Raw genomic sequence first — 25,261 nt, 5'->3', positions numbered from 1 at the left:
GGACTTCAGGACATGTGTCCGCAGTACCGGGTTTTCAGGACATGAACAGCGGCATCGGTTGCCGCTCATGGCGTTCGGCGAAGACGTCCAGGATCGGGTCGGACAGATCCGCCAATCCCATCGCCGCCTCGGCCGCGACTCGTTCGCATTCGGCGCCGAGGTCGGCGATCATGATCGAGACATCCGCCGGATCGAGGGCGAGCAGGCGCTGGCCGGCGGTCGCCGAACCACTCATCGTCGTGTACACCAGGATCAGCGCGGTATGGAATCCGGAGAGCGACGACGCGGCGCCGATCGACCCGCTGATCACCGGAAGGTGTGTCGTCGGCCGATGCGCCGACCAGTCGTGGTCGGGGAACATCCGGCGCGCGAGACGGACCATCCCGCGCCCCTGGGCGAGTGAGGCCTTACGCGCGGCGGCCGACGGGGTGCGGGCGTCCATCTCACATTGCGCCGCACCTACTTCGAGCACACCGTCGGCGACCCCGGCCGCCACCGACGCCGCCACGAGGCCGCTCGTGGTGACCCGCCGGTACAGGAAGTCCGCGAGATCGGTTGCCGTACGGATGAATCCGTCGGCGATCGCCTGTTCCACCCCACCGGAATGCACGTGTCCGCCGACCGGCAACCGGGAGTCGGCCAGCGACAACATCATCGCCAGCGGGGCGTGTGCGGGCGAAGAGGGCTGCGTATCCGGACGATCGGGCATCAGAACAGGAAGTACCGCTGCGCCATCGGCAGCTCGGAGACCGGCTCCGCGTCCCACACCTCGCCGTCGACCTTCACCGTGAAGGTGTCGGGATCGACCTCGATCGTCGGGCAGGCGTCGTTGTTGACCATGTCGGCCTTGCCGACGCCGCGGGTGTTCTTGACCGGGACGAGACGGCGATCGAGGCCGATCCGCTCGGCGAGGTCGGGGTCCGCGCCGGGCGCGACGAAGCTCACCGACGTCGCGGCGGCCAGTTTCGGTGCGGCACCGAACATCGGGCGCGGGAGGACCGGCTGCGGTGTGGGGATCGACGCGTTCGCGTCGCCCATCGCCGCCCAGGCGATCGCGCCACCCTTGATCACCAGGTCCGGCCGGACACCGAAGAACGCGGGGTCCCACAGGACGAGGTCCGCGAGCTTGCCGACCTCGACGGACCCGATCTCGTCGTCGAAGCCGTGCGCGACGGCCGGGCAGATCGTGTACTTGGCGATGTATCGCTGGGCGCGGTTGTTGTCGGCGCGGCCGTCCCCCGGCAGCGCACCGCGCTTGCGCTTCATCACATGTGCGGTCTGCCAGGTGCGCAGCACCACCTCGCCGACACGGCCCATCGCCTGCGAGTCCGAACCGATCATCGAGATCGCACCGAGGTCGTGCAGCAGATCCTCGGCGGCGATGGTGGACGGGCGAATCCGGCTCTCCGCGAAGGCGAGATCCTCCGGCACCGTCGGGTTCAGGTGATGGCACACCATCAGCATGTCGAGATGCTCGTCGAGGGTGTTCACGGTGTGCGGACGCGTCGGATTGGTCGACGACGGAAGCACATTGGGGTACGCGGCGACCGTGATGATGTCGGGAGCGTGGCCGCCGCCGGCCCCCTCGGTGTGATACGCGTGGATACCGCGTCCGGCGATCGCGCCGAGCGTGGACTCCACGAAACCGGCCTCGTTGAGCGTGTCGGAGTGGAGTGCGACCTGCACCCCGGTCTCGTCGGCGACCCGAAGACAGGCGTCGATCGCGGCGGGGGTGCTCCCCCAGTCCTCGTGCAGTTTGAAACCCGAAGCGCCCGCACGAATCTGCTCGTGCATCGCGGCGGCGCTGACCGTGTTGCCCTTGCCCAGCAGTGCGATGTTCACCGGCCAGTGGTCGGTGGCCGCGAGGATCGACGCGAGGTGCCAGGCGCCGGGCGTGACGGTGGTGGCCTTGCTGCCCTCGGCCGGTCCGGTACCGCCGCCGATGAGCGTCGTGATGCCGTTGCCGAGCGCCTCGTCCATGATCTGCGGGCAGATGAAGTGCACGTGGCAGTCGATGGCACCCGGGGTGACGATCTTGCCGTTGCCGGCGATGATCTCGGTCGACGGTCCGATGACGAGATCGGGGTGAATACCGTCCATCGTGTCGGGGTTGCCGGCCTTACCCAGCGCGACGATGCGTCCGTCGCGGATTCCCAGGTCCGCCTTGATGATTCCCCAGTGGTCCAGGATCACGACACCGGTGATGATCGTGTCGGGAGCGCCGTCGGCGCGAGTCGCCCGGCTCTGGCCCATCGACTCGCGGATCACCTTGCCGCCGCCGAACACAGCTTCCTCGCCGGCGCGTCCCGGACCGCCGGAGAGGTCGTCGGTGACCTCGATGAGCAGATCGGTGTCGGCAAGGCGGATCAGGTCGCCGGTCGTCGGGCCGAACAGCTGCGCGTAACGGTCGCGTCCGAGTGTCGCCATCTCACTTGCTCCCGTCGGTGTTGTCGGTCCCGGGCGCCGGGGAATCCACCGGCCCGCACCGCCCCGGCGGATCCAGCGAGATCCCGTACACCTCACGAGTGCCCCCGAGCGGGACCAGTCCGACGGTCATCTCGATACCCGGCTCGAACCGCACCGCGGTGCCGGCGGGGATGTCGAGGCGTCGGCCGTGCGCGAGCGCCCGGTCGAAGTCCAGTGCCGCGTTGGACTGCGGGAAGTGCACATGGCTGCCGACCTGTACCGGGCGGTCACCGGAGTTGACCACCGTCAACTCGACGGCATCGGCGCCGGCGTTCAGCTCGATCGTGCCCTCGGCGGGGATCACCTCGCCCGGGACGAGCGAGGAGCGTGTGGCGGTGGGTGGCGTACCCGACATCTCGGCCTCTCTTGAAGCAGCTCAGATCGGTTGGCGGAGCGGGGCTCAGGCGATCGGGTCGTGGACGGTCACCAGCTTGGTGCCGTCGGGGAAGGTCGCCTCGACCTGGACGTCGTGCAGCATCTCGGGCACGCCGTCCATCACGTCGTCGCGTCCGAGCACCTCGCGGCCCGACGTCATGAGTTCGGCCACCGACCTACCGTCGCGGGCACCTTCGAGGACGTGGTCGGTGATGAGCGCGACCGCTTCGGGATGGTTGAGCCTGAGCCCGCGGGCCTGCCTCCGTCGCGCGAGTTCGGCCGCATACGAGATCAACAGCCGTTCTTGTTCATGCGGCGACAGTCGCACCGAGATAACTCCTCGCAGATGTCCGACCCGGGGGGCCGTGGTCGATTGCAGTGGAGTCATCCTGCCATGAACGGGTGGCGTCGGCTCGCCGACGCCACTCCGGTCAGCGGGCTTCGATGTTCTGGAGCCGCACCTGGGTCTTGGCGAGCAACGTGCCGTCCTGATCGACCATGTCGACGGCCCACAGCTGCTGACGCCGGCCGCGGTGGATGGGGGTCGATGTCGCGGTCACCGTGCCGGTGCTGACGGACTTGAGGAAGTCGGTGTTGTTGTTGACCCCGACCGCGGTGCCCCGATACCCGTCTCCTGCAACCACAAGAATCCGCTCATGCTCGCGACGCTCTCACCGACCGCGCAGTAGACGCCTCCGTGGACGATGCCGAACGGCTGATGATGGCTTTCGGTTATCTCCATCTTCGCGACGATCCGGTCCGGTCCGGCTTCGACGACCTCGAGTCCGAGCACGCCGTCGAGCCCCTTGCCGAAGGAATTCGCGAGGATCTCGTCCGCACTGTTCGCAGTCATGGCCTCAACAGTGGCACGCCTGTGCACGGCGGGCGATACCGACCCGGGAACACCGAGGCCGTGACCGGCGTTCCCTACCCAGAGAAACACCGAAGGCCCCGCACCTCGATGAGATGCGGGACCTTCCGTGACGTGGACCGGGGGTCTCTGCAGCCCTCAGGACTCTCGCGCGGTCCGACGTGTCACTTAATGTAGGCTAGCCTTACCAACGTGTCAAGGGTGGTGGAGTAATACCACGTCAGAGGCGAAAACGCCTGCGCGGACTCAACAAAGGAATGAACGCGTGAGCCGGCGGGCACACAACGGGAGGCGGAGCAGTAAAATGCGAAAGATGAATGGGCTAGGCGACCTCGAGCGCGCGGTGATGGACACGTTGTGGGCCGGCTCCGAACCGAAGACCGTCCGGCAGGTGCATGCCGAGCTGTCGCGGGATCGGTCACTCGCCTACACGACGGTGATGACCGTGCTGCAGCGGCTCGCGAAGAAGAACCTGGTGACCCAGATCCGCGACGACCGTGCACACAAGTACGTCCCGACCCACCCTCGTGAAGACCTGGTCGCGAGCCTGATGGTCGACGCACTCAGTGAGGCCGACGCGCCGGGATCGCGGCATGCCGCCCTGGTGTCGTTCGTCGGACGGGTCGGGGCCGACGAGGCCGCAGCCCTTCGTCACGCCCTCGATGAACTCGAAGCCGCACGAGGAACGCACGAGACCGGCTAGATTCACGGCACACCCCCATCAGCCCACCCCTTGAGGAAGCCCACCGGATGACCGCCTTGCTCTTCGGCATCGTCAGCTTGGTGCTCGCCGGCCCCGTACCCGAGGCACTGTCCCGGGCCCGATGGCCGATCCGAGCCCCACGCGCGGCGATGACGCTGTGGCAGGCCATCGCGCTCGCCGCCGTGTTGTCGGCGTTCAGCTGCGGCCTGGCGGTCGCGGCCAACCTCCTGGTGATCGGGGCCGATGGCACTCCGACGACTCATCCACTCCGAGAGATCGATCGTCTCGGCCTCCCGCTGTGGCTGACCTGCGTGGGAGTCTTCATCCTCACCCTGCTGGTCGGCGCCCGCCTCTTCTACACGACCATCCGCGTCGGACTCCGCACCCGCGCCCGTCGCAAGGCCCATCGCCAGCTGATCGACATCCTCGACCGCTGCGACCGGACCGATGCGGACGATCCCCTCTACGCACGAGACGTCCGGATGATCGACGTCGAGCAGCCGCTCGCCTACTGTCTCCCCGGATTGCGGCAGCGCGTCGTCGTCAGCGAGGGGGTCGTGCACCGCCTGACCCGCGACGAGCTCATCGCCGTCATCGCCCACGAACGGGCTCATCTGCGGGCACGTCACGATCTCGTCCTCGAGGCCTTCATCGCCCTGCACGAGGCCTTCCCGCGGTTCGTCCGCTCCAGTTCCGCGCTCGGCGCCGCCGAACTGCTCGTCGAGGCCCTCGCCGACGATCAGGCCGTCCGCGCCACCGCGCCGACCACCCTCGGACGCGCACTCGTCGCCTGCGCCGATGCCGTCGCCCCCCGCGGTGCCATGGCCGTCGGCGGACCCACCACGCTCACTCGCGTCCACCGCCTGCGCGACGACCGTCCGGCCCACTGGATCGCGGTCGGCGCCTACGTGACCGCCGCCGCCATCCTCGTACTGCCGACCCTCGCGGTCGCGATTCCGTGGCTCACCGAGCTCAATCGCCTGATGTCGGCGTTCTGATCGGTCCGACCCCCACGCCTCGAACGACATTCACGCGTGGCCCGGAAAAGTGAGGCAGATCGCCGGATCGGATCGTGAGGCAATAGGCTGTCGGGCATGAACAACGTCGAGGCATCGTCACCGTCCGGGAAAGCTCAGATCGGCGTCACCGGTCTGGCCGTCATGGGTTCGAACATCGCGCGCAACTTCGCCCGTAACGGGTACACCGTCGCGCTGCACAACCGCAGCGTCGCGAAGACCGACGCGCTGCTCGCCAACCACGGCAGCGACGGCACCTTCATCCGCACCGAGACGGTCGCCGAATTCGTCGCCGCACTCGAGCGCCCGCGCCGCGTGCTCATCATGGTCAAGGCCGGCGACGCCACCGACGCGGTGATCAACGAGCTCGCCGACGCGATGGAGCCCGGCGACATCATCATCGACGGCGGCAACGCGCTCTACACCGACACCATCCGCCGCGAGGCAGCGATGTCGGCACGCGGACTGAACTTCGTCGGCGCCGGCATCTCCGGCGGCGAGGAAGGCGCCCTCAACGGCCCGTCGATCATGCCCGGCGGCCCCGCCGAGTCCTACAAGTCCCTCGGCCCGCTGCTCGAGTCGATCGCGGCCCAGGTCGACGGCGAACCCTGCTGCACCCACATCGGCCCCGACGGCAGCGGCCACTTCGTCAAGATGGTCCACAACGGCATCGAATACGCCGACATGCAGCTCATCGGCGAGGCCTACGACCTCATGCGCAAGGCCCTCGACCTACCCGTCGCCGAGATCGCCGACGTCTTCCGCGAGTGGAACACCACCGAACTCGAGAGCTACCTCATCGAGATCACCGCCGACGTCCTCAGTCAGGTCGACGCCGAGACCGGCAAGCCCCTCGTCGACGTCATCGTCGACGCCGCCGGCCAGAAGGGGACCGGCCGCTGGACGGTGAAGTCCGCACTGGACCTGGGCATCCCGACCACCGGCATCGCCGAGGCCGTCTTCGCCCGCGCCCTGTCGAGCTCCACCGACCAGCGGGTAGCCGCGCGCGGCCTGTCCTCGGGCAACCTCGGTGCCACACCGACCGACAAGGCGCAGTTCATCAACGACATCAAGACCGCGCTCTACGCCTCGAAGGTCGTCGCCTACGCACAGGGCTTCGACCAGATCGCCGCGGGCAGCGCCGAATACGGCTGGAACGTCGACCGCGGATCGCTGGCCACCATCTGGCGCGGCGGCTGCATCATCCGCGCGCAGTTCCTCAACCGCATCCGCGAGGCCTACGCCGACGATCCCGAACTCCCCAGCCTGCTGCTGGCCCCCTACTTCCGCGAAGCGGTCGAGGTCGGCATCGACAGCTGGCGTCGGGTGGTCTCGACCGCCACCCTGCTCGGCATCCCGGTGCCGGCCTTCGCGTCGTCGCTGTCCTACTACGACGGCCTGCGCGCCGAGCGCCTGCCCGCCGCTCTCACCCAGGGACTGCGCGACTTCTTCGGCGCCCACACCTACCAGCGCGTCGACAAGGAAGGCACCTTCCACACCCTGTGGAGCGGCGACCGCTCGGAAGTGACCGAATAGGAGCCAGCGAGAACCGGTGCGATTCATCGAAGGCCATCGGCCGACCCACGACCTGACCTACGACGATGTGTTCATCGTCCCCAACAGGTCCGATGTCAGTTCGCGATTCGATGTCGATCTGTCGACATCGGACGGCAGCGGGACCACCATCCCGCTCGTCGTGGCGAACATGACCGCGGTCGCGGGTAAGCGCATGGCCGAGACGGTTGCGCGTCGCGGCGGACTCGTGGTCCTCCCACAGGACCTCCCCATCGAGGCCGCCGCGGCATCGATCGCCTTCGTGAAATCGCGCCATCTCGTGGCCGACACCCCGGTCACGCTCACCCCGTCGGATTCGGTGACCGACGCGGTCGCGTTGATTCCGAAACGATCCCACGGTGTCGCGGTCGTCGTCGACGACGACGGACGTCCGGTCGGTGTCGTCACCGAGAAGCGGTGCCGCGACGTCGACCGCTTCGCCCGGGTCCGCGAAGTGCTCGACCCCGACATCGTCACCCTCCCCGTGGACACCCCTCCTCGCGAGGTGTTCGACGCGCTCGGCGACCTCCACCTCGGCGTGGCCGTGCTCGTCGATGCCGACGGCAGGCTGGCGGGGGTGCTGAACCGGGTCGGCGCGCTCCGCCACGCGATCTACGAGCCCAATGTCGACGACGCCGGCGCGCTGCGGATCGCAGCGGCCGTCGGGATCAACGGCGACGTGGTCGGCAAGGCCAGCGCACTGGTCGCCGCCGGGGCCGATCTGCTCGTCATGGACACCGCGCACGGGCATCAGGAGAAGATGCTGACCGCCCTGAAATCGGTTGCCGACGCCGGGTTGGGTGTTCCGATCGCGGCCGGGAACGTGGTCTCGGCCGAGGGCACCCTCGACCTCATCGCCGCGGGCGCGTCGATCATCAAGGTCGGCGTCGGCCCCGGGGCGATGTGCACCACCCGGATGATGACCGGCGTGGGGCGTCCGCAGTTCTCGGCGGTGGCCGAATGTGCCGGGGTCGCAGCGGGTCACGGCGCGTCGGTGTGGGCCGACGGCGGTGTCCGTCACCCGCGTGATGTCGCCCTGGCCCTGGCGGCCGGCGCGTCGAACGTGATGGTCGGTTCGTGGTTCGCCGGTACCCACGAATCACCCGGAGATCTCCTCGAGGACGAACACGGCACGTACAAGGTGAGTTTCGGCATGGCGTCGAAACGTGCGGTGGCCGCGCGGTCGAGCGGCGACAGCCCGTACGACCGCGCCCGCAAGAGCCTCTTCGAAGAGGGCATCTCGACATCACGCATCCGGCTCGACCACGACCGACCCGGCGTCGAGGACCTCATCGACCACATCTGTTCCGGGATCCGCAGCACCGCCACCTACACCGGGTCCCGCAGCCTGCGGGAGCTACACGACAAGGTCGTCCTCGGAATCCAGTCGCCCGCCGGTTTCGCCGAAGGGCGTCCCCTGCCGGGCGGGTGGTGACGTGGAGATCCTTCTTCTCGTCGCGAGCCTGGTCGGGTTCATCGCCCTCACGCTGGGAACCGCGCTCTTCGTCGCGGCCGAGTTCTCGCTGACCGCGCTCGAACGGTCCACGATCTCCGCCGATGTCGCCCAGCGCGGAGACCGTCGCGCACGCCTCGTGCAGCGTGCGCACTCGACGCTGTCGTTCCAGCTGTCGGGTGCCCAGCTCGGTATCACCATCACCACACTCATCACCGGCTACATCGCCGAACCCGTCCTCGCCCGCATCATCAAGCCGCCGCTGGCGGCGGCCGGCGTGAGCGAGTCGGTGGCCTCGGCGACATCCCTGATCCTCGCCCTCGTGATCGCCACGTCGCTGTCGATGGTCCTGGGCGAGCTGATCCCGAAGAACCTCGCGATCGCGAAGTCCCTGGCCGTCGCCCGCGCGACGTCGGGTCCGATGACGGCTTTCTCCGCGGTCTTCCGCTGGGCGATCAACGGACTCAACGGCACCGCCAACTGGATCGTCCGGCGATTCGGCATCGAACCCACCGACGAACTCGCCTCGGCCCGGTCGCCGCAGGAACTCGTGTCCCTGGTCCGCAACTCGGCCCGGCGCGGTGCGCTCGACGAGCAGACCGCGACCCTCGTGGACCGGTCGCTGCGCTTCGGTGAACTGACCGCCGAGGACCTGATGACCCCGCGCGTCACCATCGACACCCTCGAACGCGACGACACCGTCCGCGACCTGGTGATGGCGTCGTCGCGCACCGGCCACTCGCGCTTCCCGGTCGTCGTCGACGGAGACCTCGACGACCTGGTGGGCGTGGTCCACATCAAGCAGGCCTTCACCGTCCCGCCCGAACGCCAGGCCACCACCCGGATCACGTCGATCGCGCGCAACGTGCCGCGAGTGCCCGCCAGCCTGGACGGCGACGCCCTGATGAAACGCATCCGCGCCGACGGCATGGAGCTGTGCGTCGTCATCGACGAATACGGCGGCACCGCCGGGATCGTCACCACCGAGGACCTCATCGAGGAGATCCTCGGGGACGTCACCGACGAGCACGACTACGAACGCGCCGATGTCGCGATCGACGGAAACGGTTACCTGTGCGCGGGGCTGCTCCGGATCGACGAGCTCTACGACGCCACCGGCTATCACGCGCCCGACGGCCCGTACGACACCCTCGGCGGCCTGATCATGTACTGCCTCGGACGCATCCCCGCCGTCGACGACGTCGTCGACCTGCCACGCCGCTCCCCCGTCGGCGACGGCGACGACGACTCCCCCGAGATGCCCGAGGCCGGCGACGACATCACCTGGCGGGCCACCGTCGCACAGATGGACGGCCGGCGTGTCGACGTCGTCGCGCTGCGCCCGGCCCCGGCGGACGAACCGCTGACCGGAGAAGCGCGAGATCCGGAGGTGTCCGATGGGTGACCTCTGGGCAGTTGTGCTGGCCTTTGCGCTGCTGGCCGGCAACGCTTTCTTCGTCGGCGCCGAGTTCTCCCTCATCTCGGCCCGCCGCGACCGTCTCGAGGCGTTGGCCGAGAGCGGGAAGACGCGCGCACGGACCGTCATCCGGGCCGGCGAGAACCTGTCGCTGATGCTGGCCGGGGCCCAGCTGGGCATCACGATCTGCTCGATCCTGCTCGGTCGCGTCGGCGAGCCGGCAGTCGCGCACCTCATCGAGAAGCCGCTGGAACTCGCCCACGTGCCGCACGCGCTGCTGCACCCGATCTCATTCGCCATCGCGTTGTCCCTGGTGGTCGTGCTGCACATCCTGCTCGGTGAGATGGTGCCGAAGAACATCGCACTCGCCGGACCCGAATCGGCGGCCATGCTGCTGGTACCGGTGCATCTGATGTTCATCCGCCTGGTGCGTCCGCTGATATCCTTCTACAACTGGACCGCCAACATCTCGCTGCGACTGATGCGCGTCGAACCGAAGGACGAACTCGAGTCCACCGTGTCGCTGGGCGAACTGGCCCAGATGCTCGGCGAGTCCAAGCAGGAGGGACTGATCGACGCCGAGGAGCACGAGCGACTCACCCGGGCCCTGCAGTCCATCGGCCGCACGGTCGCCGAGGTGATGATCCCCCTCGAGCAGATGCGCAGCGTCAGCGTCCAGGTGTCCGCCTCCGGCGGGATCGGACCGACCCTCGGCGCCGTCGAGAAGGCCGTCAGCGACACCGGTTTCTCCCGCTTCCCCGTTCGCGGACCGGACGGCACCTTCACCGGTTACCTGCACCTGAAGGACGTCCTCGACGAGATCCTCGACGAGCACATCGGTCCGGACACCATCATCGGTGTCGACAAGATCCGGCCGCTGCCGGTCATCGCGTCGAACACCCCGCTCGATGAGGCGACCACGGTGCTGCGTCGTACGAGTGCGCATCTGGGCGCCGTCGTCGACGACAACGGCCGCACCATCGGCATCGTGCCACTCGCCGACCTGGTCGAAGAGTTCGTCGGCAACGTCCGGGACGAGACCCACCGGGTATGACCGCCATGACCGCGCATCCGGACCGGCGCACGGTGTCGAACGACAAGCGGATGACGGGCCCCGAGTGGCGCGCCCGCCGCGACGATCATCGACGTCGTGTCGACATGCTCATCGGGCCCTATCTCGCCGCCCGGAGGAAGGGCGCCAAACACCCCGTCATCGACTTCCTGTTCACGTACTACTCGTCGCGACCGTCGCACGTGCTGCGCTGGCATCCGGGGTTCGGCGTGGTCCTCGAGGACGCCGACGAGTTCCTGCCGCTACGCGGGTACGAACGCGACGGGTCCGGCGTGCTCGTCGGCGCCGACTACGTGCGACGCCGCCTCGACGCGTTGACCGCGACGGTGGACCTCCTCGGCGCGACTGCCGCGCGCCCGGCCAGGCTGGGCTGCTTCGGCCTCCACGAGTGGGCGATGGTCTATCGCACCGATGAGACCCGGCACGACGTCCCGCTACGGCTGGGCAGCGCGGGGACCGACCGCGTCGTCGAGCAGATGCCGTTGCGCTGCACCCATTTCGACGCGTTCCGCTTCTTCACCGAACCGGCCAGGCCGCGGAACGAGACCGAGCTGAGCCGTGCTTCGCAGATCGACCACGAACAGCCCGGATGCCTGCACGCGACGATGGATCTCTACCGCCACTGTTTCACCCTGTCGCCCCTGCTGCCCGCAGGTCTGACGGTCGACTGCTTCGAGCTCGCCTTACGCGCCCGCGACCTCGACATGCGGGCGAGCCCCTACGATCTGCGTCACCTCGGATACGAGCCGGTCCCGATCGAGACACCGGCCGGCCGGGCCGAGTACGTCCGGGAACAATCGGCGATAGCCGACGCCGGAACACAACTGCGCGCGGAGCTGTTACGACGTTGTACGCACCTGGCCGAGACAGCGCGCCACGCCTAAACAGGACGCCTGTACGGTTCAGCATTACCGGCTAGTAGCATAGGTGCGTCTTATTGGCTCGAGAAAGGCAATCATGTCGGATCGGATCACCGTCAACGGGTTGCAGGTCGCTTCCGTCCTGTACGACTTCATCAACAACGAGGCGTTGCCCGGCACCGGTGTAGAGGCCGACGCCTTCTGGTCGGGTGCGGCATCGGTGATCGCCGATCTCGCCCCGCGCAACCGCGAGCTGCTCGCCGTCCGCGACGATCTGCAGACCAAGATCGACGCCTGGCACCGCGACCACAAGGGTGCCGACCTGACCCCCGGCTCGGCCGACTTCGACGCCTACAAGGCCTTCCTGACCGACATCGGCTACCTCACCGAGGTGCCCGCCGATTTCCAGATCACCACCGGCAACGTGGACCGCGAGATCGCCGAGACCGCCGGCCCGCAGCTGGTCGTGCCCGTCCTCAACGCCCGCTTCGCGCTGAACGCCTCCAACGCCCGCTGGGGATCGCTCTACGACGCCCTCTACGGCACCGACGCGATCCCGGAGACCGACGGCGCCGAGAAGGGTTCGTCGTACAACAAGGTCCGCGGTGACAAGGTCATCGCCTACGCGAAGGACTTCCTGGACAAGGCCGTTCCGCTCGAGCAGTGCAGCTACACCGACGTGCGGTCCTTCGCCGTCGTGGACGGTGCCCTGCAGGTGACCCTCGACGGTGGTGGCACCTCGACGCTGGCCGACCCGGCCGCATTCGTCGGCTACCGCGGCGAAGCCGGGTCGCCGACCTCGGTCCTGCTGCGCAACAACGGCCTTCACCTCGACATCGAGATCGACCCGTCCTCGCCGATCGGTTCCACCGACCCGGCCGGCATCAAGGACGTCGTCGTCGAGTCCGCGATCACCACGATCATGGACTTCGAGGACTCGGTCGCCGCGGTCGACGCCGAGGACAAGGTCACCGGCTACCGCAACTGGCTGGGCCTGAACAAGGGCGATCTCGCCGAAGAGGTCTCCAAGGGTGGCAAGACCTTCACCCGGGTGCTCAACGGCAACCGCGAGTACACCGCTCCCGACGGCAGCGGTTTCGACCTCCACGGACGGTCGCTGCTGTTCGTGCGCAACGTCGGCCACCTGATGACCAACGACGCGATCCTCGACGCCGAGGGCAACGAGGTCCCCGAGGGGATCCTCGACGGCCTGGTCACCTCGCTCATCGGCATCCACGGTCTGAGCAGCGAGGGACTGCAGAACTCGCGGACCGGGTCGGTCTACATCGTGAAGCCGAAGATGCACGGGCCCGACGAGGTCGCCTTCACCGTCGAGCTGTTCGGCCGCGTCGAGCAGGTCCTCGGCCTGCCCGCCAACACGCTCAAGGTCGGCATCATGGACGAGGAACGACGCACCACGGTCAACCTCAAGGCCTGCATCAAGGCCGCCTCGGAGCGCGTGGTGTTCATCAACACCGGCTTCCTCGACCGCACCGGCGACGAGATCCACACCTCCATGGAGGCCGGCGCGATGGTCCGCAAGGCCGAGATGAAGCAGCAGAAGTGGATCGCGGCGTACGAGGACTTCAACGTCGACACCGGCCTGCACGCAGGTCTGCAGCACAAGGCCCAGATCGGTAAGGGCATGTGGGCCATGCCCGATCTGATGGCCGACATGCTCGAGCAGAAGATCGGTCATCCCAAGGCCGGCGCCACCACCGCATGGGTGCCGTCGCCGACCGCTGCGACCCTGCACGCGCTGCACTACCACCAGGTCGACGTCTTCGAGCGTCAGGACGAGATCGCCAAGCGCGATCCGGCCTCGGTCGACGACATCCTCACCGTGCCGCTGGCGCCGAAGACCGACTGGTCGGACGAGGAGAAGCAGCAGGAGCTCGACAACAACTGCCAGTCGATCCTGGGCTACGTGGTCCGCTGGATCGACGCCGGCGTCGGCTGCTCGAAGGTGCCCGACATCCACGATGTCGCCCTGATGGAAGACCGTGCCACACTGCGCATCTCCAGCCAGCTGCTGGCCAACTGGCTGCGCCACGGCATCGTCGGCGAGGCCGACGTCGTCGCCTCGCTCGAGCGGATGGCCCCGGTGGTCGACCGCCAGAACGCCGGCGACAAGGCCTACCGTCCGATGGCCCCCGACTTCGACTCCAACATCGCCTTCCAGGCGGCCAAGGAGCTGATCCTCGAGGGAACGACGCAGCCCAGCGGCTACACCGAGCCGATCCTGCATCGCCGTCGCCGTGAGTACAAGGCCGCCAACGCGGCCGGCTGACCCACAGCCACAACGCACTGATACGACCGTGCCGGTCCCCGGTGGACCGGCACGGCGTATCGTCGTACCCTGCGCTGCACGTAGAGCGGGTGGAGCCCGGGTGACAGCGCGCACAGAGCAGGGAGGGCATCGGGTTGGCACATCATCGGAACCGCGGCGAGAGCATCCGCAACCGTGGCGTCAGCCGAGGTGTCGTATTCGCCCTGCTGTCGATCCTGCTCGTCGCCGCCGTCGTCGTCGCCTGGCAGGACCTCGGTGACCGCATCACCAGGCAGGCCGACGACGCCGCCGCCCAGTGCGTCGAGGGCGCCACGTCGGTGCCGATCGTCGCCGACCCCGACATCGCGACCGGGCTCGCCGCCATCGCGACCTCGTTCGCCGACACCAAGCCGGTCGTCCGCGACCACTGCATCACCGTCGCCGTCCGTCCCGGCGACGCGAAGATCACCCTCGACGGCCTGACCGGCACCTGGGAAGCCGACTCGATGGGCGCCTACCCGGCCGCCTGGGTCCCCCAGTCCTCCGTGTGGTCGGCCGACCTGTCGTCGGCGAAACCCGACGTGGTCGAGGGCAACACCCGTTCGCTCGTCTCGACGCCGGTCGTCCTCGCCGTGTCGCCGGAGCTCGCCCGGGCCGCCGGGGACGAGCTCGACTGGTCGCAGATCCCGACCCTGCAACGACGTGACGGCTCGCTGACCGAGTTCGGCCTGCAGGGATGGGGCTCGCTGCGCATGTCGATGCCGATCGGCGCCCAGTCCGATGCCAGCGCACTGGCGGCGCAGGCCGTCGCGACCCGCGTGACCCGCACGACCGGCCCGCTGACCACCGCCGACGCGGAGTCGCCGCGCGTGACGTCGAGCGTGCGGGCGATGCTCGACGGCGCACCCCTCTCCCCCGACGGCACCCCGCAGGGCGCGGCCACCGCGATCGCCAACGCCTCGGACCCGGCGAAGGCCGGGATACACGCCGTGCCGATCACCGAGCAGCGGCTGTTCCAGATGACCAGGACCGACGCTCCGGCGCGCCTCGCCGAACTGATCCCCGGCGGGCCGACGCCGATCGCGGACTACCCGATCATCCGACTATCCGGACCGGAGGTCACCGACGTGGCCGCCGATGCGGTGGCGGAGTTCATCGCCTACGCGTCGCAGCCCGAACAGTTGAAGCTGCTCACCGAGCTCGGATTCCGCGGCGACGCCCCGATGCCGGCTCCCACCGCCACGGTCACCTTCCCGCGCACCCCGGATCCGATGCCCACGCCGGAGAACGGCGCGGTCGTCGCGATCAATCGCGTCGTCTACGGCCCGACGAGCGTGCCGGCGAGCTCTGCTGTCTCGCCGGCACCGTCGGGAACCGCGGGCGGTTAGCGCTCAGCTGCTGTAGGCCTCGATCGGGGCGCAGCTGCACACCAGGTTGCGGTCGCCGTAGACGCCGTCGATGCGACGCACCGAGGGCCACACCTTGGCCCGCGCGCCCGCCGACGGGAGCCCCTGCGGGTAGACCGCGGCCTCCCGCGAGTACGGGTGGTCCCACTCGCCCACCAGCGCCTCGGCGGTGTGCGGAGCGCCGCGCAACGGGTTGTCGTCGACCGGCCACTCACCGCTGCCCACCCGGTCGATCTCCTCGCGGATGGCGATCATGGCATCGCAGAACGCGTCGATCTCGTCGAGGTTCTCGCTCTCGGTCGGCTCGACCATGAGCGTGCCGGCCACCGGGAAACTCATGGTCGGCGCGTGGAATCCGTAGTCGGCCAAGCGCTTCGCCACGTCGTCGACCGTGACACCGGTGTCCTTGGTGATCCCGCGCAGGTCGAGGATGCACTCATGGGCGACGAAGCCGCCCTCACCGGTGTAGAGCACCGGGTAGTGGTCGCCGAGTCGCTTGGCGACGTAGTTCGCGGCGGTGATGGCCGTCAGGGTCGCGCGGCGCAGGCCGGCCGCACCCATCATGGCGATGTAGGCGTAGGTGATGGGCAAAATCGTCGCCGACCCGTACGGTGCCGCCGAGATGGTCGCGGTGCCCGGCAGTTCGTCGGCGAGCGGGTGTCCGGGCAGGAACGGGGCGAGGTGCTCACGCACCGCCACCGGGCCGACGCCCGGACCGCCACCACCGTGCGGGATGCAGAAGGTCTTGTGCAGGTTCAGGTGGCTGACGTCGCCACCGAAGTGGCCCGGGCGTGCCACGCCCACCAACGCGTTGAGGTTGGCGCCGTCGACGTAGACCTGTCCGCCGGCGTCGTGGACCGCGCCGCAGACGTCCCGGATGTCGTGTTCGAACACTCCGTGCGTGGACGGATAGGTGATCATGATCGCCGCGATCAGGCCCTCGTTGGCGGCGATCTTCGCCCGCAGGTCCTCGAGATCGACGTCGCCGTTCTCCCGGCAGCCGACCACGACGACGCGCATGCCCGCCATGACCGCCGACGCAGCGTTGGTGCCGTGGGCGCTCGACGGGATCAGACAGACGTCACGGTCCAGGTCGCCCCGGCTGCGGTGATAGCCGCGGATCGCGAGCAGCCCGGCGAACTCTCCCTGCGAGCCCGCATTCGGCTGCAGACTCACGCGGTCGTAGCCGGTCACCGCAACCAGCCAGCCCTCCAGTGTGGAGATCATCTCGCGGATGCCGACGGTGTCCTCGACCGGCGCGAACGGATGGAGTCCGGCGAAACCGGGCCAGGTGATGGGTTCCATCTCAGTGGTCGCGTTGAGCTTCATCGTGCACGAACCGAGCGGGATCATGCTGCGGTCGAGGGCGATGTCCTTGTCCGACAGCGCGCGCAGGTAGCGGAGCATCGCCGTCTCGGTGCGATACCGGTTGAACGCCGGATGGGTCAGGTACTCGCTGGTCCGGTTCTCGATCGCCTGCGCGAAGTCGAGCGGCAGCACGCCGGCGGCACCGAACGCCCGCAACACACCCTCGACATCGGCGTCGGTGGTGGTCTCGTCGCAGGCGATCGAGACGGTGTCGGCGTCGACGCGGCGCAGGTTGATGCCCTCGCGACGCGCGTGGGCGACGATGGCGTCGGCCTGTCCGGTGGCGTGGACCTCGACGGTGTCGAAGAACGAGGCGTGCGCGACCGAGAACCCGCCCGCCGCCAGCGAATTCGCCAGGCGAGCCGCGGCGTCGTGGGTGCGTCGCGCGATGGCGCGCAGCCCTTCCGGCCCGTGGTACGACGCGTACATCGCGGCCATCACGGCCAGCAGGACCTGAGCGGTGCAGATGTTGCTGGTGGCCTTCTCACGCCGGATGTGCTGCTCGCGGGTCTGCAGGGCGAGGCGGTAGGCGAGGTTGCCGTCGGCGTCCTTCGAGATGCCGACCAGGCGGCCCGGCAGCTGGCGGGCGTGCTTCGAGCCGACCGCGAGATAGCCGGCGTGCGGACCGCCGAAGCCCATGGGGACGCCGAAACGCTGTGTGGTGCCGAAGCAGGCGTCGGCTCCCTGCTCCCCGGGCGGGGTGATGAGCGTCAGCGCGAGGAGGTCGCCGCCGACCGCCACCAGTGCGCCGCGCTCGTGAGCCGAGGCGATGATCGGCGCGGCGTCGACGATGCGGCCCGATGCGCCGGGAACCTGCATGATGACGCCGAAGAAGTCGCCCTCGGGCAGACCCCGGTACGGCAGCTCCGGATGCAGCGACGCCTCGACGACCTCGATGCCGAGCGGTTCGGCACGGGTTTCGATGACCGCGCGGGTCTGCGGGAAGAGGTCGGCGTCGACGACGACGCGCGGCGACTTCGACTTACCGGCGCGACGCAGCAGCGTCATCGCCTCCGCGGCCGCGGTGGCCTCGTCGAGCATCGACGCATTGGCGACCTCCATACCGGTGAGGTCGGCGACCATGGTCTGGAAGTTCAGCAGTGCCTCGAGGCGTCCCTGGCTGATCTCCGGCTGATAGGGCGTGTACGCCGTGTACCAGGCCGGGTTCTCCAGGACGTTGCGGAGGATGACACCGGGAGTGTGGGTGCCGTAGTAGCCGAGGCCGATCATCGAACGGGCCACGGTGTTCTGTGCGGCGAGCCCGCCGAGCTCGGCGAGAATCTCGCTCTCACCCTGCGGCTCGGGCAGTGCGCCGAGCACGTTCGAGTCGAGTTCGTCCGCGATGACCGCGGGGATGACGCGATGGGCCAGTTCGTCGAGCGACGACACACCGATCACCGAGAGCATGCGCTGCGTCTCGTCGGGGTCGGGGCCGACGTGGCGGTCCACGAAGGTGACTGGCGCTGACGACGTGTCGGGTGCGGGCATGGTGAGGGCAACCTCTCGCAGGCGCCGGCGCGGTGCCGGCAGTCTCGCCCTCCCCTCTGTCATGTCCGGAGGCCGGAGGCCGGGAGGACGCCTGAGAGATTCGGTGCCACGCGGCGTTGCGTGACGACCTTTCACCGTGGGCGGACGACGGATCGTCACTTTCCAGAGACGCCGTCACCACCACGGTCCGGGTGCCTGAGAGTTTGACGGAGAGGTATTGCTCCTTCGGCGGTCACCTCGACTGCTCGGTGACGCTCTCCCGTGGCGTAGCGACGCGCGCACCAGTCTACGCATCTCGACGCCGCGATGGTCCAGACGACATCGCGAGAGTCGTGAGGATCACGTGGCGGAGAGTCGGGAGTGGTTCGGTCCTAGCCGGTGCGGCGGGTGCGGCTCTTACGGCGCGCGGCGAGCTCGTCCTCGGGCGCCGTCTCGCTCACGCCCCCGTCGGCACGTTCGCCGGGAAAGTCGGCGATGGTTCCGGTCAGTTCACGCATCGCGCCGCTGACCGCGATGCCGAAGACCCCCTGTCCGCCCTGGAGGAGGTCGACGACCTCTTCGGCGGAGGTGCATTCGTAGACGGTGGTGCCGTCGGAGAACAGCGTGATCTTCGCCAGGTCCTCGACGCCACGCTTGCGGAGATGGTCGACGGCGACGCGGATGTTCTGCAGCGAGATGCCGGTGTCGAGCAGTCGCTTGACGATCTTGAGGACGAGGATGTCCTTGAACGAGTACAGCCGCTGGCTGCCCGAACCGGCGGCGCCACGGATCGACGGCACGACCAGCGATGTGCGGGCCCAGTAGTCGAGCTGGCGGTAGGTGATCCCGGCGATCTGGCATGCGCTCGGCACGCGGTAGCCGACGAGTTCGTCGGGCACAGTGTCGTCCGGGAAGAGGCCCGGTGCGATCTCCTCGAGGCTGCCCTGGGTGGGGCCCGCGGGACGATCGGCCACAGCACTGTCCTGTGACGGGTCGCTCGACGTCACTTCACTGTCGACCGGACGATCGCCCACTTGATGTCTCCCTCGCAAAGCTCGGACCGGATGCCTGCATCACATGCCTGACATCCACGTCCACAGTACGCGGTCCAGGCCCTGCTCGGGTCAGCCGATCACATCTTCATCGGCCCGTGAGTGGTGCGCGATGTCGAGGATGACGCTATGCCCCGGGAGGGGCCGGATCAACGCGACGCGCCATGAGGCTCAACCTCAAGTTGAGATTGAGACAAATGGTGACCTCGCGGTTGCCATTCCGTGACCGACCACGCCTCAGGCGCCGCTGGCCTTGAAGTCGTCGGGCGAGACGTTGTCGAGGAACTCCTTGAACTTCTCGACCTCGTCCTCTTTGACCTCGTCGACCGGTTCGGCGGTGGCGTCCTCGGGCTCTTCCTCGGGGATCAGCAGACCCGCCTCGGCGAGAACCTCTTCGTCGGCGATGATCGGCACCTCCGCGCGCATGGCGACGGCGATGGAATCCGACGGCCGCGCGGACACGCGGAGATCGCCGGAGAAGATCATCTCGGCGTAGAAGGTGCCTTCCTGCATGTCGACGATGCGCACCTCGAGGAGTGTCTGACCGAACTCACGGATGAGATTGACGATCAGATCGTGGGTGAGCGGGCGCGGAGGCTCGATCCCCTTCTGACGCAAGGCGATCGACGCCGCCTCGCTCTGCCCGATCCAGATCGGCAGGTACCGCTCGCCGTCGACCTCACGGAGCAGGAGCACGGGCTGACTCTGCGGGGGCTCGACCCTGATGCCCACCACACGCATCTCGCTCATCTCGCACCTCCCAGACGCCTCGTAGGGCGATCGATTGATGACCTCGACGCTACACCGCTCGGGCGATACACGGCGGTCGACTCGCTGCTGGGCGAGACGAAGACTCGAGCTCGGCGAGGACGCCTTGGGAGAGCTCGAGCCGCCGGTCGAAGAGCGGTCAGTCGAGGACGTCGCGGACCGCGGCCTTGACCAACTGAGTGTGCAGGGTCACCGACAGCGCAGCGATCTCGCGGACGAGTTCTTCGGCACGGTCACGCGCACCGGTCCCCTTGCCCTTGGCGATGGGGCTGGCGATCTGGGCGACCAGGCCGGCCTCCCGGTCCGCGGACACCTTGAAAGCACGCAGATGGCGTGTCTCGAGGCCGTAACTGGCGAGCGCGGCGGCCGCCTCCACGAGGCGGACGGCGTCTTCGTCGAAGAAGCCGGCCGGCCCCGGGGTCAGCAGTCCGTTGCGCTGCAGTTCGGTCACGAACGCCGAGTCGACGCCGGTGCGTTCGATCAGCGACTCGCGGGACACGCGACCGGCACGCGCACCGAAATCGGTTGCGGGGGCCACGGTGCCGCGAGCCGTGGACAGCGCCCGCGTCCCGCCGTGACCGAAGCCGCCGTCGCCGTTGTCGATCGCATCGAGCTGTTCCTTGATGACCTTCAGCGGGAGGTAGCGGTCCCGCTGGGCGGTCAACACGAAGCGCAACCGTTCGCAGTCGGCTTCGCTGAACCGCCGATAGCCGGACGGCGCCCGTTCCGGGGTCACCAGACCCTCCGATTCCAGGAATCGGATCTTCGAGATCGTGATGTCGGGAAAATCATCACGCAACTGGGCGAGGACCGTGCCGATCGACATCGATCCCTCGCCGCGGGAGGCCGTGGACGCCGTCACGACTCTCAGGCGTCTGCTTCGTCGCGCGGGCCGCTCAGGAAGACCAGACGGAACTTGCCGATCTGGACTTCGTCGCCATTGCTCAGCGATGCGGTGTCGACGGGCTCCCGGTTGACGTAGGTGCCGTTGAGGCTGCCCACGTCGACGACCTGAAACTCGTTGTCGCCGAGTCGGAATTCAGCGTGACGACGGCTGACCGTCACATCGTCGAGGAAGATGTCGCTGTCGGGGTGCCGGCCCGCGGAGGTCGTCGGCTGGTCGAGGAGGAACCGCGATCCCGCGTTGGGTCCCCGCTTCACGACAAGCAGCGCGGTCCCGGGAGCGAGTCGCTCGACTCCCGTCTCGGCCGGCTCACTCGAGGTGCTGGTTCCGGCATCGAGCTCATTGATGAACTCCTCCCGGAACACCGAGGTGGTCTCCACCGGCGCCTCGAAGTCCCTGTCGTTTTCGCTCACCACTTCTCCTTCGTCGTCGTCAGTGCAATCGCACTGTCAGTGCCCACCGCACTGTTCGGCCAACCGCACTGCCCGGCCGTCCACGTCTCCGGTTCCGAACGCGGTCTCGCGTCGGCTCGGAGTCGGCTCTCGCCACGTTGGCCGGTTGAATCTACATGACATGTGCGGACGGGTAGATCTCGGTGCGTGATCGTGAAGTTCGCCTGTCACGTCACGCCTCATTCCCACTGCCGTAACCGTACCCGGTCATGTAGACCGCACCGGCGAGCGAGTCGACTCCGGCACCGACGATCATATCGTCACCGAGGCGATCAGCCGGGTCGATCAGAGCCACCGGAGCGTATCGGCGGGAAGTCCTATCCCTCGATGACGGCGCGGTAACCCGCGGCGTCGAGTACATCTCCCAGTTGCTCGTCGAGCGTCGCCTCGTCGGCGGCCTGGATCTCCACCAGCCAGCCCTCACCGTAGGGGTCCGAATTGACCAGTTCCGGCGATGCGTCCAACGCGTCGTTGACCGCGCTGACGGTCCCGGCGAGCGGTCCGAAGATGTCGGAGACACTCTTGGTCGATTCCACCTCGGCGAAGGACTCACCGACGGTCACCTCTGCCCCGGCGTCGGGGAGCTGCACGAACACCACGTCACCGAGCGCATCCTGCGCGAAATCCGTGATGCCCACCCGTACGGTCTCCGGGCCGATCTTCTCGATCCATTCGTGCTCTGCGGTGTAGCGCAGGGTGTCTGGCACTTTGCTGTCGGTCACAAGAGCCCCTTTCGTTCCCGTCAGACTCTACTGTCTGGCGAGGGTTCGACCTGACGGCGCGGCGGCATGAGTCGCATCACCAGGATCGTCTGATACCAGTACAGGACGAAGGACCACAGGTAGAGCCCCACGCCCCAGATCATGAACGCCCACCCGATCGGGTAGGCGAAGTCGCCCACCACCGAATCGAGTTGTCCGGCAAGCAGCCACGGGAACGCACTCATCAGCGCGAAGGTCGCGGCCTTGCCGATGTAGAGCACCGGCAGGGCGAGCACACCCCGTGAGCGCAGCAGAGGCGCCGTGGCGAACAACAGCACATCCCGGCCGATGATGACGCCGATGAGCCACCACGGCAGGAACTCACGCACCCCGAACGCCAGCGGGATGATCACGATGTACAACCGATCGGCCGCCGGGTCCAGCAGCGCCCCGATCCGTGACGACTGGTCGAGGAGTCGCGCCAGCTTCCCGTCGGCCCAGTCGGAGAATCCCGAGAACATCAGGACCGCGAACGCCCACCCGTCGGCCTTCTCGACGAGCAGGAGCCACACGAAGACCGGGATGAGGACGAGCCGCAGCACGCTGAGCGCGTTCGGCACCGTCACGATCCGGTCCGGAGCCGGCGCCGAGGCCGCCTCCGGCTCGGTCACCGGAAGATCCCGATGATGCCCTGGAGTGTTTTCGCACCGCCGGAGGCGAAGAGGTTGTCGTGCACCATGTAGGTCCACGTCGTCGTCGAGCGGTGCAGATCTGCGGATCCGAGGTCGACGCCGTCGGCGGTGATGACGGCCTCCCGGAACGTCTCCCGCGCCTTCTCCAGCGCTCCCCCGGGCAGATCGGCGAACTCGGCCAGGATCATCCGGTGGAACTCGTCGAGCGGACTCTCCTTGCCCAGCGAGCGCAGGTGGATGCTGGCCCGTACGTCGGAGACGAACGCCAGGTGGTCGGCCCAGGCCCGGTCGAGGTGGTAGAGCACGATCTCCCGGGCCGCCTGCACGAGCACGTCGCGCGGCACGGTCTCGACCGGGGTGTCGGGCTTCGCCGATTCGTCCGCCTCCGTCGAAGCCGCCTGGGTCGAATCCGTCTTCTCCCCCGTCAGTTCGGCGTATCGCCCGGGTTCGAGTTCGGCGAGCTCCTCGAGCGCGGCGTCGGTGGTCAGGATCTTCATCCGACGGTCGACGATGATGTCGCGCTGCTGGTTCACCAGCTTGTTGTAGCGCCAGGTGTTGGCATGCAACTCCAGGCGTACGCCTTCGGCGATCCGCTGGGCCTGTTCGATGAGATCGATGCCCTTGCTGCCCATCGAGCCGTCGTCGTTGGGCGACACCGGATCACGCTTGAAGGCAAGGTTCTTGGTGACGACCGGATCCTCGAGACTGGAGAAGAAGACCGACGTGCCCGGGTCGCCCTGACGGCCCGCGCGACCGCGCAACTGGCTGTCGAGGCGTTCGGTGTCGTGTCGTCCGGTACCGACCACGCACAGACCGCCGAGTTCGACGACCTCGTCGCGGGCGGCGGAGTCGTCGGCCGAGCCGCCGAGACGGATGTCGGTACCACGGCCGGCCATCTGGGTGGAGACCGTCACCGCGTCACGTGCGCCGGCCTCGGCGATGATCTTGGCCTCCTGCGCGTCGTTCTTGGCGTTGAGCACAACCGAGGACACACCGGCCTTCTCGAGGAAGTACGCCAGCTCCTCGGACTCGGCGACGTCGTGGGTGCCGATGAGGACCGGTTGACCGGTCTCGTGGATCTCCTTGACGTAGGCCACGATCGCCTCGACCTTGTTGGCCTTGGTGTCGTAGACGCGGTCGGGCAGGTCGGTCCGGATGTTCTCGGTGTTCGGCGGGATCTGTGACACCCGCAGCTCGTAGAACTGGCGGAACTGCTCACCGGCGGCCAGCGCGGTACCGGTCATGCCGCACACCTTGGGGTAGCGACCGATGAGCGCCTGCACGGTGATGGTGTCGATGACCTCGCCGGAGTCGGTCTGGGCGAGACCTTCCTTGAGTTCGACGGCCGCCTGGACGCCGTCCGGCCAGCGCTGCAGCTGCGCCACCCGACCACGCGAGGCGTTGATCAGGTGGACCCCGCCGTCGCGCACGATGTAGTGGATGTCGCGCTCGAGCAGGTAGTGCGCGTGCATCGCGATGCTCACGTGTACGAGAGTGGAGCCGACGTGCTCCTCGCTGTAGAGGTCGATCCCGCCGAGCTCCTCCTCGACGAAGGCCGCACCCTCGTCGGTGAGCGTCACGTTGCGACCCTCGGCGTCGACCTCGTAGTGCTTCTTCTTCATGCGCGAGACGACATCGTGGATGGCCTGGTCGGGCACCTCGGTCTCGGTCGAGCCGGCCAGCACCAGCGGAACGAGCGCCTCGTCGACGAGGACCGAGTCGGCCTCGTCGATGATCGCGACGTCGGGCTTGGGCGAGACGAGGTCGGCCTCCGACTGGGCCAACTGGTCGCGGAGAACGTCGAAACCGATCTCGTTGACCGATCCGTAGGTGACGTCGCCGGCGTAGGCGCGTCGACGCTCCTCGCGGCTGGAGTTCTCCGAGATGGCATGCACGGCAATGCCGAAGACGTCGAAGAGCGGCTTCATCCACTCCGCATCGCGGGTGGCGAGATAGTCGTTGACCGAGATCACATGGACCTGATGCCCTTCGAGCACATGTCCGACCGCGGCGATCGCGCCGGCGAGCGTCTTGCCCTCACCGGTGGCCATCTCGACGATGTCGCCCTCGAGGAGGCGCAGCGCGCCCTGCAGCTGGACGTCGAACGGACGCAGTCCGATCGAGCGGTCCGCGGCCTCGCGGACCAGCGCCAGGAACTTGGCCCGGTCGCCCGCATCGGCCCCGATGTCGAGCTTCTCGGCCTCGCCGACGAAAGCGTCGTCGTCGAGTTCGGCTGCCCAATCGGTGTGGGCGTCAGCCTCCTTGATCACACTCAGCGACTTCGACTGGTTACGAGTCGACTGGGCGCCCAGAAGTCGCCACATGCTGTTGGTCAGCTTTCCCACCGAAACACTTCTCCTGATCGTTTACCGGCCAACTACCCGACCCGTCGCGC

At 68.1% G+C, this 25,261-nt stretch carries 21 protein-coding genes, 1 pseudogene and 1 riboswitch; of the genes and pseudogenes, 9 read left to right on the top strand and 13 right to left on the bottom strand.

What is annotated here, in order from left to right; genetic code table 11:
- Positions 1-34 precede the first annotated feature (34 nt).
- The 5 genes and pseudogenes from BLU62_RS05790 to BLU62_RS05770 all read right to left on the bottom strand — a co-directional run bounded on the left by BLU62_RS05790 (position 35) and on the right by BLU62_RS05770 (position 3,694).
- Complete coding sequence (locus BLU62_RS05790) at positions 35-709, bottom strand: urease accessory protein UreF (RefSeq protein WP_074848645.1); 675 nt, start codon at positions 707-709, stop codon at positions 35-37.
- Positions 709-2,427, bottom strand: a complete 1,719-nt coding sequence (locus tag BLU62_RS05785; protein WP_074848643.1) for an urease subunit alpha — start codon at positions 2,425-2,427, stop codon at positions 709-711. Before BLU62_RS05785 ends, BLU62_RS05790 begins: the two co-directional genes overlap by 1 nt.
- Position 2,428: 1 nt before the next feature.
- Positions 2,429-2,821: an urease subunit beta gene (locus BLU62_RS05780; RefSeq protein WP_074848641.1), complete on the bottom strand. Its 393-nt coding sequence runs from the start codon at positions 2,819-2,821 to the stop codon at positions 2,429-2,431.
- Positions 2,822-2,866: 45 nt separating this feature from the next.
- Positions 2,867-3,169: an urease subunit gamma gene (locus BLU62_RS05775; protein ID WP_074848639.1), complete on the bottom strand. Its 303-nt coding sequence runs from the start codon at positions 3,167-3,169 to the stop codon at positions 2,867-2,869.
- Between the two features lie 103 nt (positions 3,170-3,272).
- Positions 3,273-3,694, bottom strand: a pseudogene (locus BLU62_RS05770) (PaaI family thioesterase).
- Positions 3,695-4,016: 322 nt separating this feature from the next.
- Here BLU62_RS05770 and BLU62_RS05765 point away from each other — a divergent pair.
- From BLU62_RS05765 to BLU62_RS05725, 9 genes are all read left to right on the top strand, one after another.
- Entirely contained in the window at positions 4,017-4,415 is a 399-nt protein-coding gene (locus BLU62_RS05765; RefSeq protein ID WP_074848637.1) for a BlaI/MecI/CopY family transcriptional regulator, read from the top strand.
- Between the two features lie 47 nt (positions 4,416-4,462).
- A complete protein-coding gene (locus BLU62_RS05760) occupies positions 4,463-5,413 on the top strand; it encodes a M56 family metallopeptidase (protein ID WP_074848635.1) in 951 nt (316 codons plus the stop codon).
- Positions 5,414-5,509: 96 nt separating this feature from the next.
- A complete protein-coding gene (gene gndA / locus BLU62_RS05755) occupies positions 5,510-6,967 on the top strand; it encodes an NADP-dependent phosphogluconate dehydrogenase (RefSeq protein ID WP_074848633.1) in 1,458 nt (485 codons plus the stop codon).
- Positions 6,968-6,983: 16 nt separating this feature from the next.
- Positions 6,984-8,420 carry a GMP reductase gene (gene guaB1 / locus BLU62_RS05750; RefSeq protein WP_074848631.1) on the top strand — a complete coding sequence of 479 codons (1,437 nt, stop codon included), beginning with the start codon at positions 6,984-6,986 and terminating at the stop codon, positions 8,418-8,420.
- A gap of 1 nt (position 8,421) precedes the next feature.
- Entirely contained in the window at positions 8,422-9,843 is a 1,422-nt protein-coding gene (locus tag BLU62_RS05745) for a hemolysin family protein (RefSeq protein WP_074848629.1), read from the top strand.
- On the top strand, positions 9,836-10,909 hold the full coding sequence (locus tag BLU62_RS05740; protein ID WP_074848627.1) for a hemolysin family protein: 1,074 nt from the start codon (positions 9,836-9,838) through the stop codon (positions 10,907-10,909). Before BLU62_RS05745 ends, BLU62_RS05740 begins: the two co-directional genes overlap by 8 nt.
- Positions 10,906-11,811: a 3-methyladenine DNA glycosylase gene (locus tag BLU62_RS05735; RefSeq protein ID WP_074848625.1), complete on the top strand. Its 906-nt coding sequence runs from the start codon at positions 10,906-10,908 to the stop codon at positions 11,809-11,811. Before BLU62_RS05740 ends, BLU62_RS05735 begins: the two co-directional genes overlap by 4 nt.
- Positions 11,812-11,884: 73 nt before the next feature.
- Positions 11,885-14,077: a malate synthase G gene (locus BLU62_RS05730; protein WP_074848623.1), complete on the top strand. Its 2,193-nt coding sequence runs from the start codon at positions 11,885-11,887 to the stop codon at positions 14,075-14,077.
- Between the two features lie 134 nt (positions 14,078-14,211).
- Entirely contained in the window at positions 14,212-15,444 is a 1,233-nt protein-coding gene (locus tag BLU62_RS05725) for a substrate-binding domain-containing protein (RefSeq protein WP_074848621.1), read from the top strand.
- 3 nt (positions 15,445-15,447) lie between these two features.
- Here the strand turns inward: BLU62_RS05725 and gcvP are convergent, their stop codons facing one another.
- The 8 genes from gcvP to secA2 form a co-directional block, all read right to left on the bottom strand.
- Positions 15,448-18,318 carry an aminomethyl-transferring glycine dehydrogenase gene (gene gcvP, locus BLU62_RS05720; RefSeq protein ID WP_074848619.1) on the bottom strand — a complete coding sequence of 957 codons (2,871 nt, stop codon included), beginning with the start codon at positions 18,316-18,318 and terminating at the stop codon, positions 15,448-15,450.
- Between the two features lie 173 nt (positions 18,319-18,491).
- Positions 18,492-18,590: riboswitch (glycine riboswitch) on the bottom strand.
- A gap of 99 nt (positions 18,591-18,689) precedes the next feature.
- Entirely contained in the window at positions 18,690-19,331 is a 642-nt protein-coding gene (locus BLU62_RS05715; RefSeq protein ID WP_074848617.1) for a MerR family transcriptional regulator, read from the bottom strand.
- Between the two features lie 255 nt (positions 19,332-19,586).
- Positions 19,587-20,099: a bifunctional nuclease family protein gene (locus BLU62_RS05710; RefSeq protein WP_074848615.1), complete on the bottom strand. Its 513-nt coding sequence runs from the start codon at positions 20,097-20,099 to the stop codon at positions 19,587-19,589.
- 157 nt (positions 20,100-20,256) lie between these two features.
- Positions 20,257-20,979 (bottom strand): transcriptional regulator FtsR, encoded by a 723-nt coding sequence (gene ftsR / locus BLU62_RS05705; protein WP_445900728.1) that lies wholly within the window; start codon positions 20,977-20,979, stop codon positions 20,257-20,259.
- 5 nt (positions 20,980-20,984) lie between these two features.
- Positions 20,985-21,437, bottom strand: a complete 453-nt coding sequence (gene garA / locus BLU62_RS05700; protein WP_005199386.1) for a glycogen accumulation regulator GarA — start codon at positions 21,435-21,437, stop codon at positions 20,985-20,987.
- A gap of 353 nt (positions 21,438-21,790) precedes the next feature.
- Complete coding sequence (gene gcvH / locus BLU62_RS05695; protein ID WP_074848613.1) at positions 21,791-22,195, bottom strand: glycine cleavage system protein GcvH; 405 nt, start codon at positions 22,193-22,195, stop codon at positions 21,791-21,793.
- A gap of 20 nt (positions 22,196-22,215) precedes the next feature.
- Positions 22,216-22,845, bottom strand: coding sequence for a CDP-alcohol phosphatidyltransferase family protein (locus BLU62_RS05690; protein WP_074848610.1), 630 nt, complete (start codon positions 22,843-22,845; stop codon positions 22,216-22,218).
- Complete coding sequence (gene secA2, locus BLU62_RS05685) at positions 22,842-25,211, bottom strand: accessory Sec system translocase SecA2 (protein ID WP_074848608.1); 2,370 nt, start codon at positions 25,209-25,211, stop codon at positions 22,842-22,844. The genes BLU62_RS05690 and secA2 overlap by 4 nt, the downstream gene beginning before the upstream one ends.
- Positions 25,212-25,261: the final 50 nt, after the last annotated feature.

Source organism: Gordonia westfalica (assembly GCF_900105725.1).
Taxonomy (GTDB): domain Bacteria; phylum Actinomycetota; class Actinomycetes; order Mycobacteriales; family Mycobacteriaceae; genus Gordonia; species Gordonia westfalica.
Note: the sequence above shows the minus strand (reverse complement) of the source record. Positions and strands in the feature narration are given on the sequence as shown.

What these genes read in the sequence shown, in the direction of transcription:
- BLU62_RS05790 (WP_074848645.1), bottom strand. Translation starts at nt 709, where the DNA reads ATGCCCGATCGTCCGGATACGCAGCCCTCTTCGCCCGCACACGCCCCG.
- BLU62_RS05785 (WP_074848643.1), bottom strand. Translation starts at nt 2,427, where the DNA reads ATGGCGACACTCGGACGCGACCGTTACGCGCAGCTGTTCGGCCCGACG.
- BLU62_RS05780 (WP_074848641.1), bottom strand. Translation starts at nt 2,821, where the DNA reads ATGTCGGGTACGCCACCCACCGCCACACGCTCCTCGCTCGTCCCGGGC.
- BLU62_RS05765 (WP_074848637.1), top strand. Translation starts at nt 4,017, where the DNA reads ATGCGAAAGATGAATGGGCTAGGCGACCTCGAGCGCGCGGTGATGGAC.
- BLU62_RS05760 (WP_074848635.1), top strand. Translation starts at nt 4,463, where the DNA reads ATGACCGCCTTGCTCTTCGGCATCGTCAGCTTGGTGCTCGCCGGCCCC.
- gndA (WP_074848633.1), top strand. Translation starts at nt 5,510, where the DNA reads ATGAACAACGTCGAGGCATCGTCACCGTCCGGGAAAGCTCAGATCGGC.
- BLU62_RS05740 (WP_074848627.1), top strand. Translation starts at nt 9,836, where the DNA reads ATGGGTGACCTCTGGGCAGTTGTGCTGGCCTTTGCGCTGCTGGCCGGC.
- BLU62_RS05735 (WP_074848625.1), top strand. Translation starts at nt 10,906, where the DNA reads ATGACCGCCATGACCGCGCATCCGGACCGGCGCACGGTGTCGAACGAC.
- BLU62_RS05730 (WP_074848623.1), top strand. Translation starts at nt 11,885, where the DNA reads ATGTCGGATCGGATCACCGTCAACGGGTTGCAGGTCGCTTCCGTCCTG.
- gcvP (WP_074848619.1), bottom strand. Translation starts at nt 18,318, where the DNA reads ATGCCCGCACCCGACACGTCGTCAGCGCCAGTCACCTTCGTGGACCGC.
- BLU62_RS05710 (WP_074848615.1), bottom strand. Translation starts at nt 20,099, where the DNA reads ATGAGCGAGATGCGTGTGGTGGGCATCAGGGTCGAGCCCCCGCAGAGT.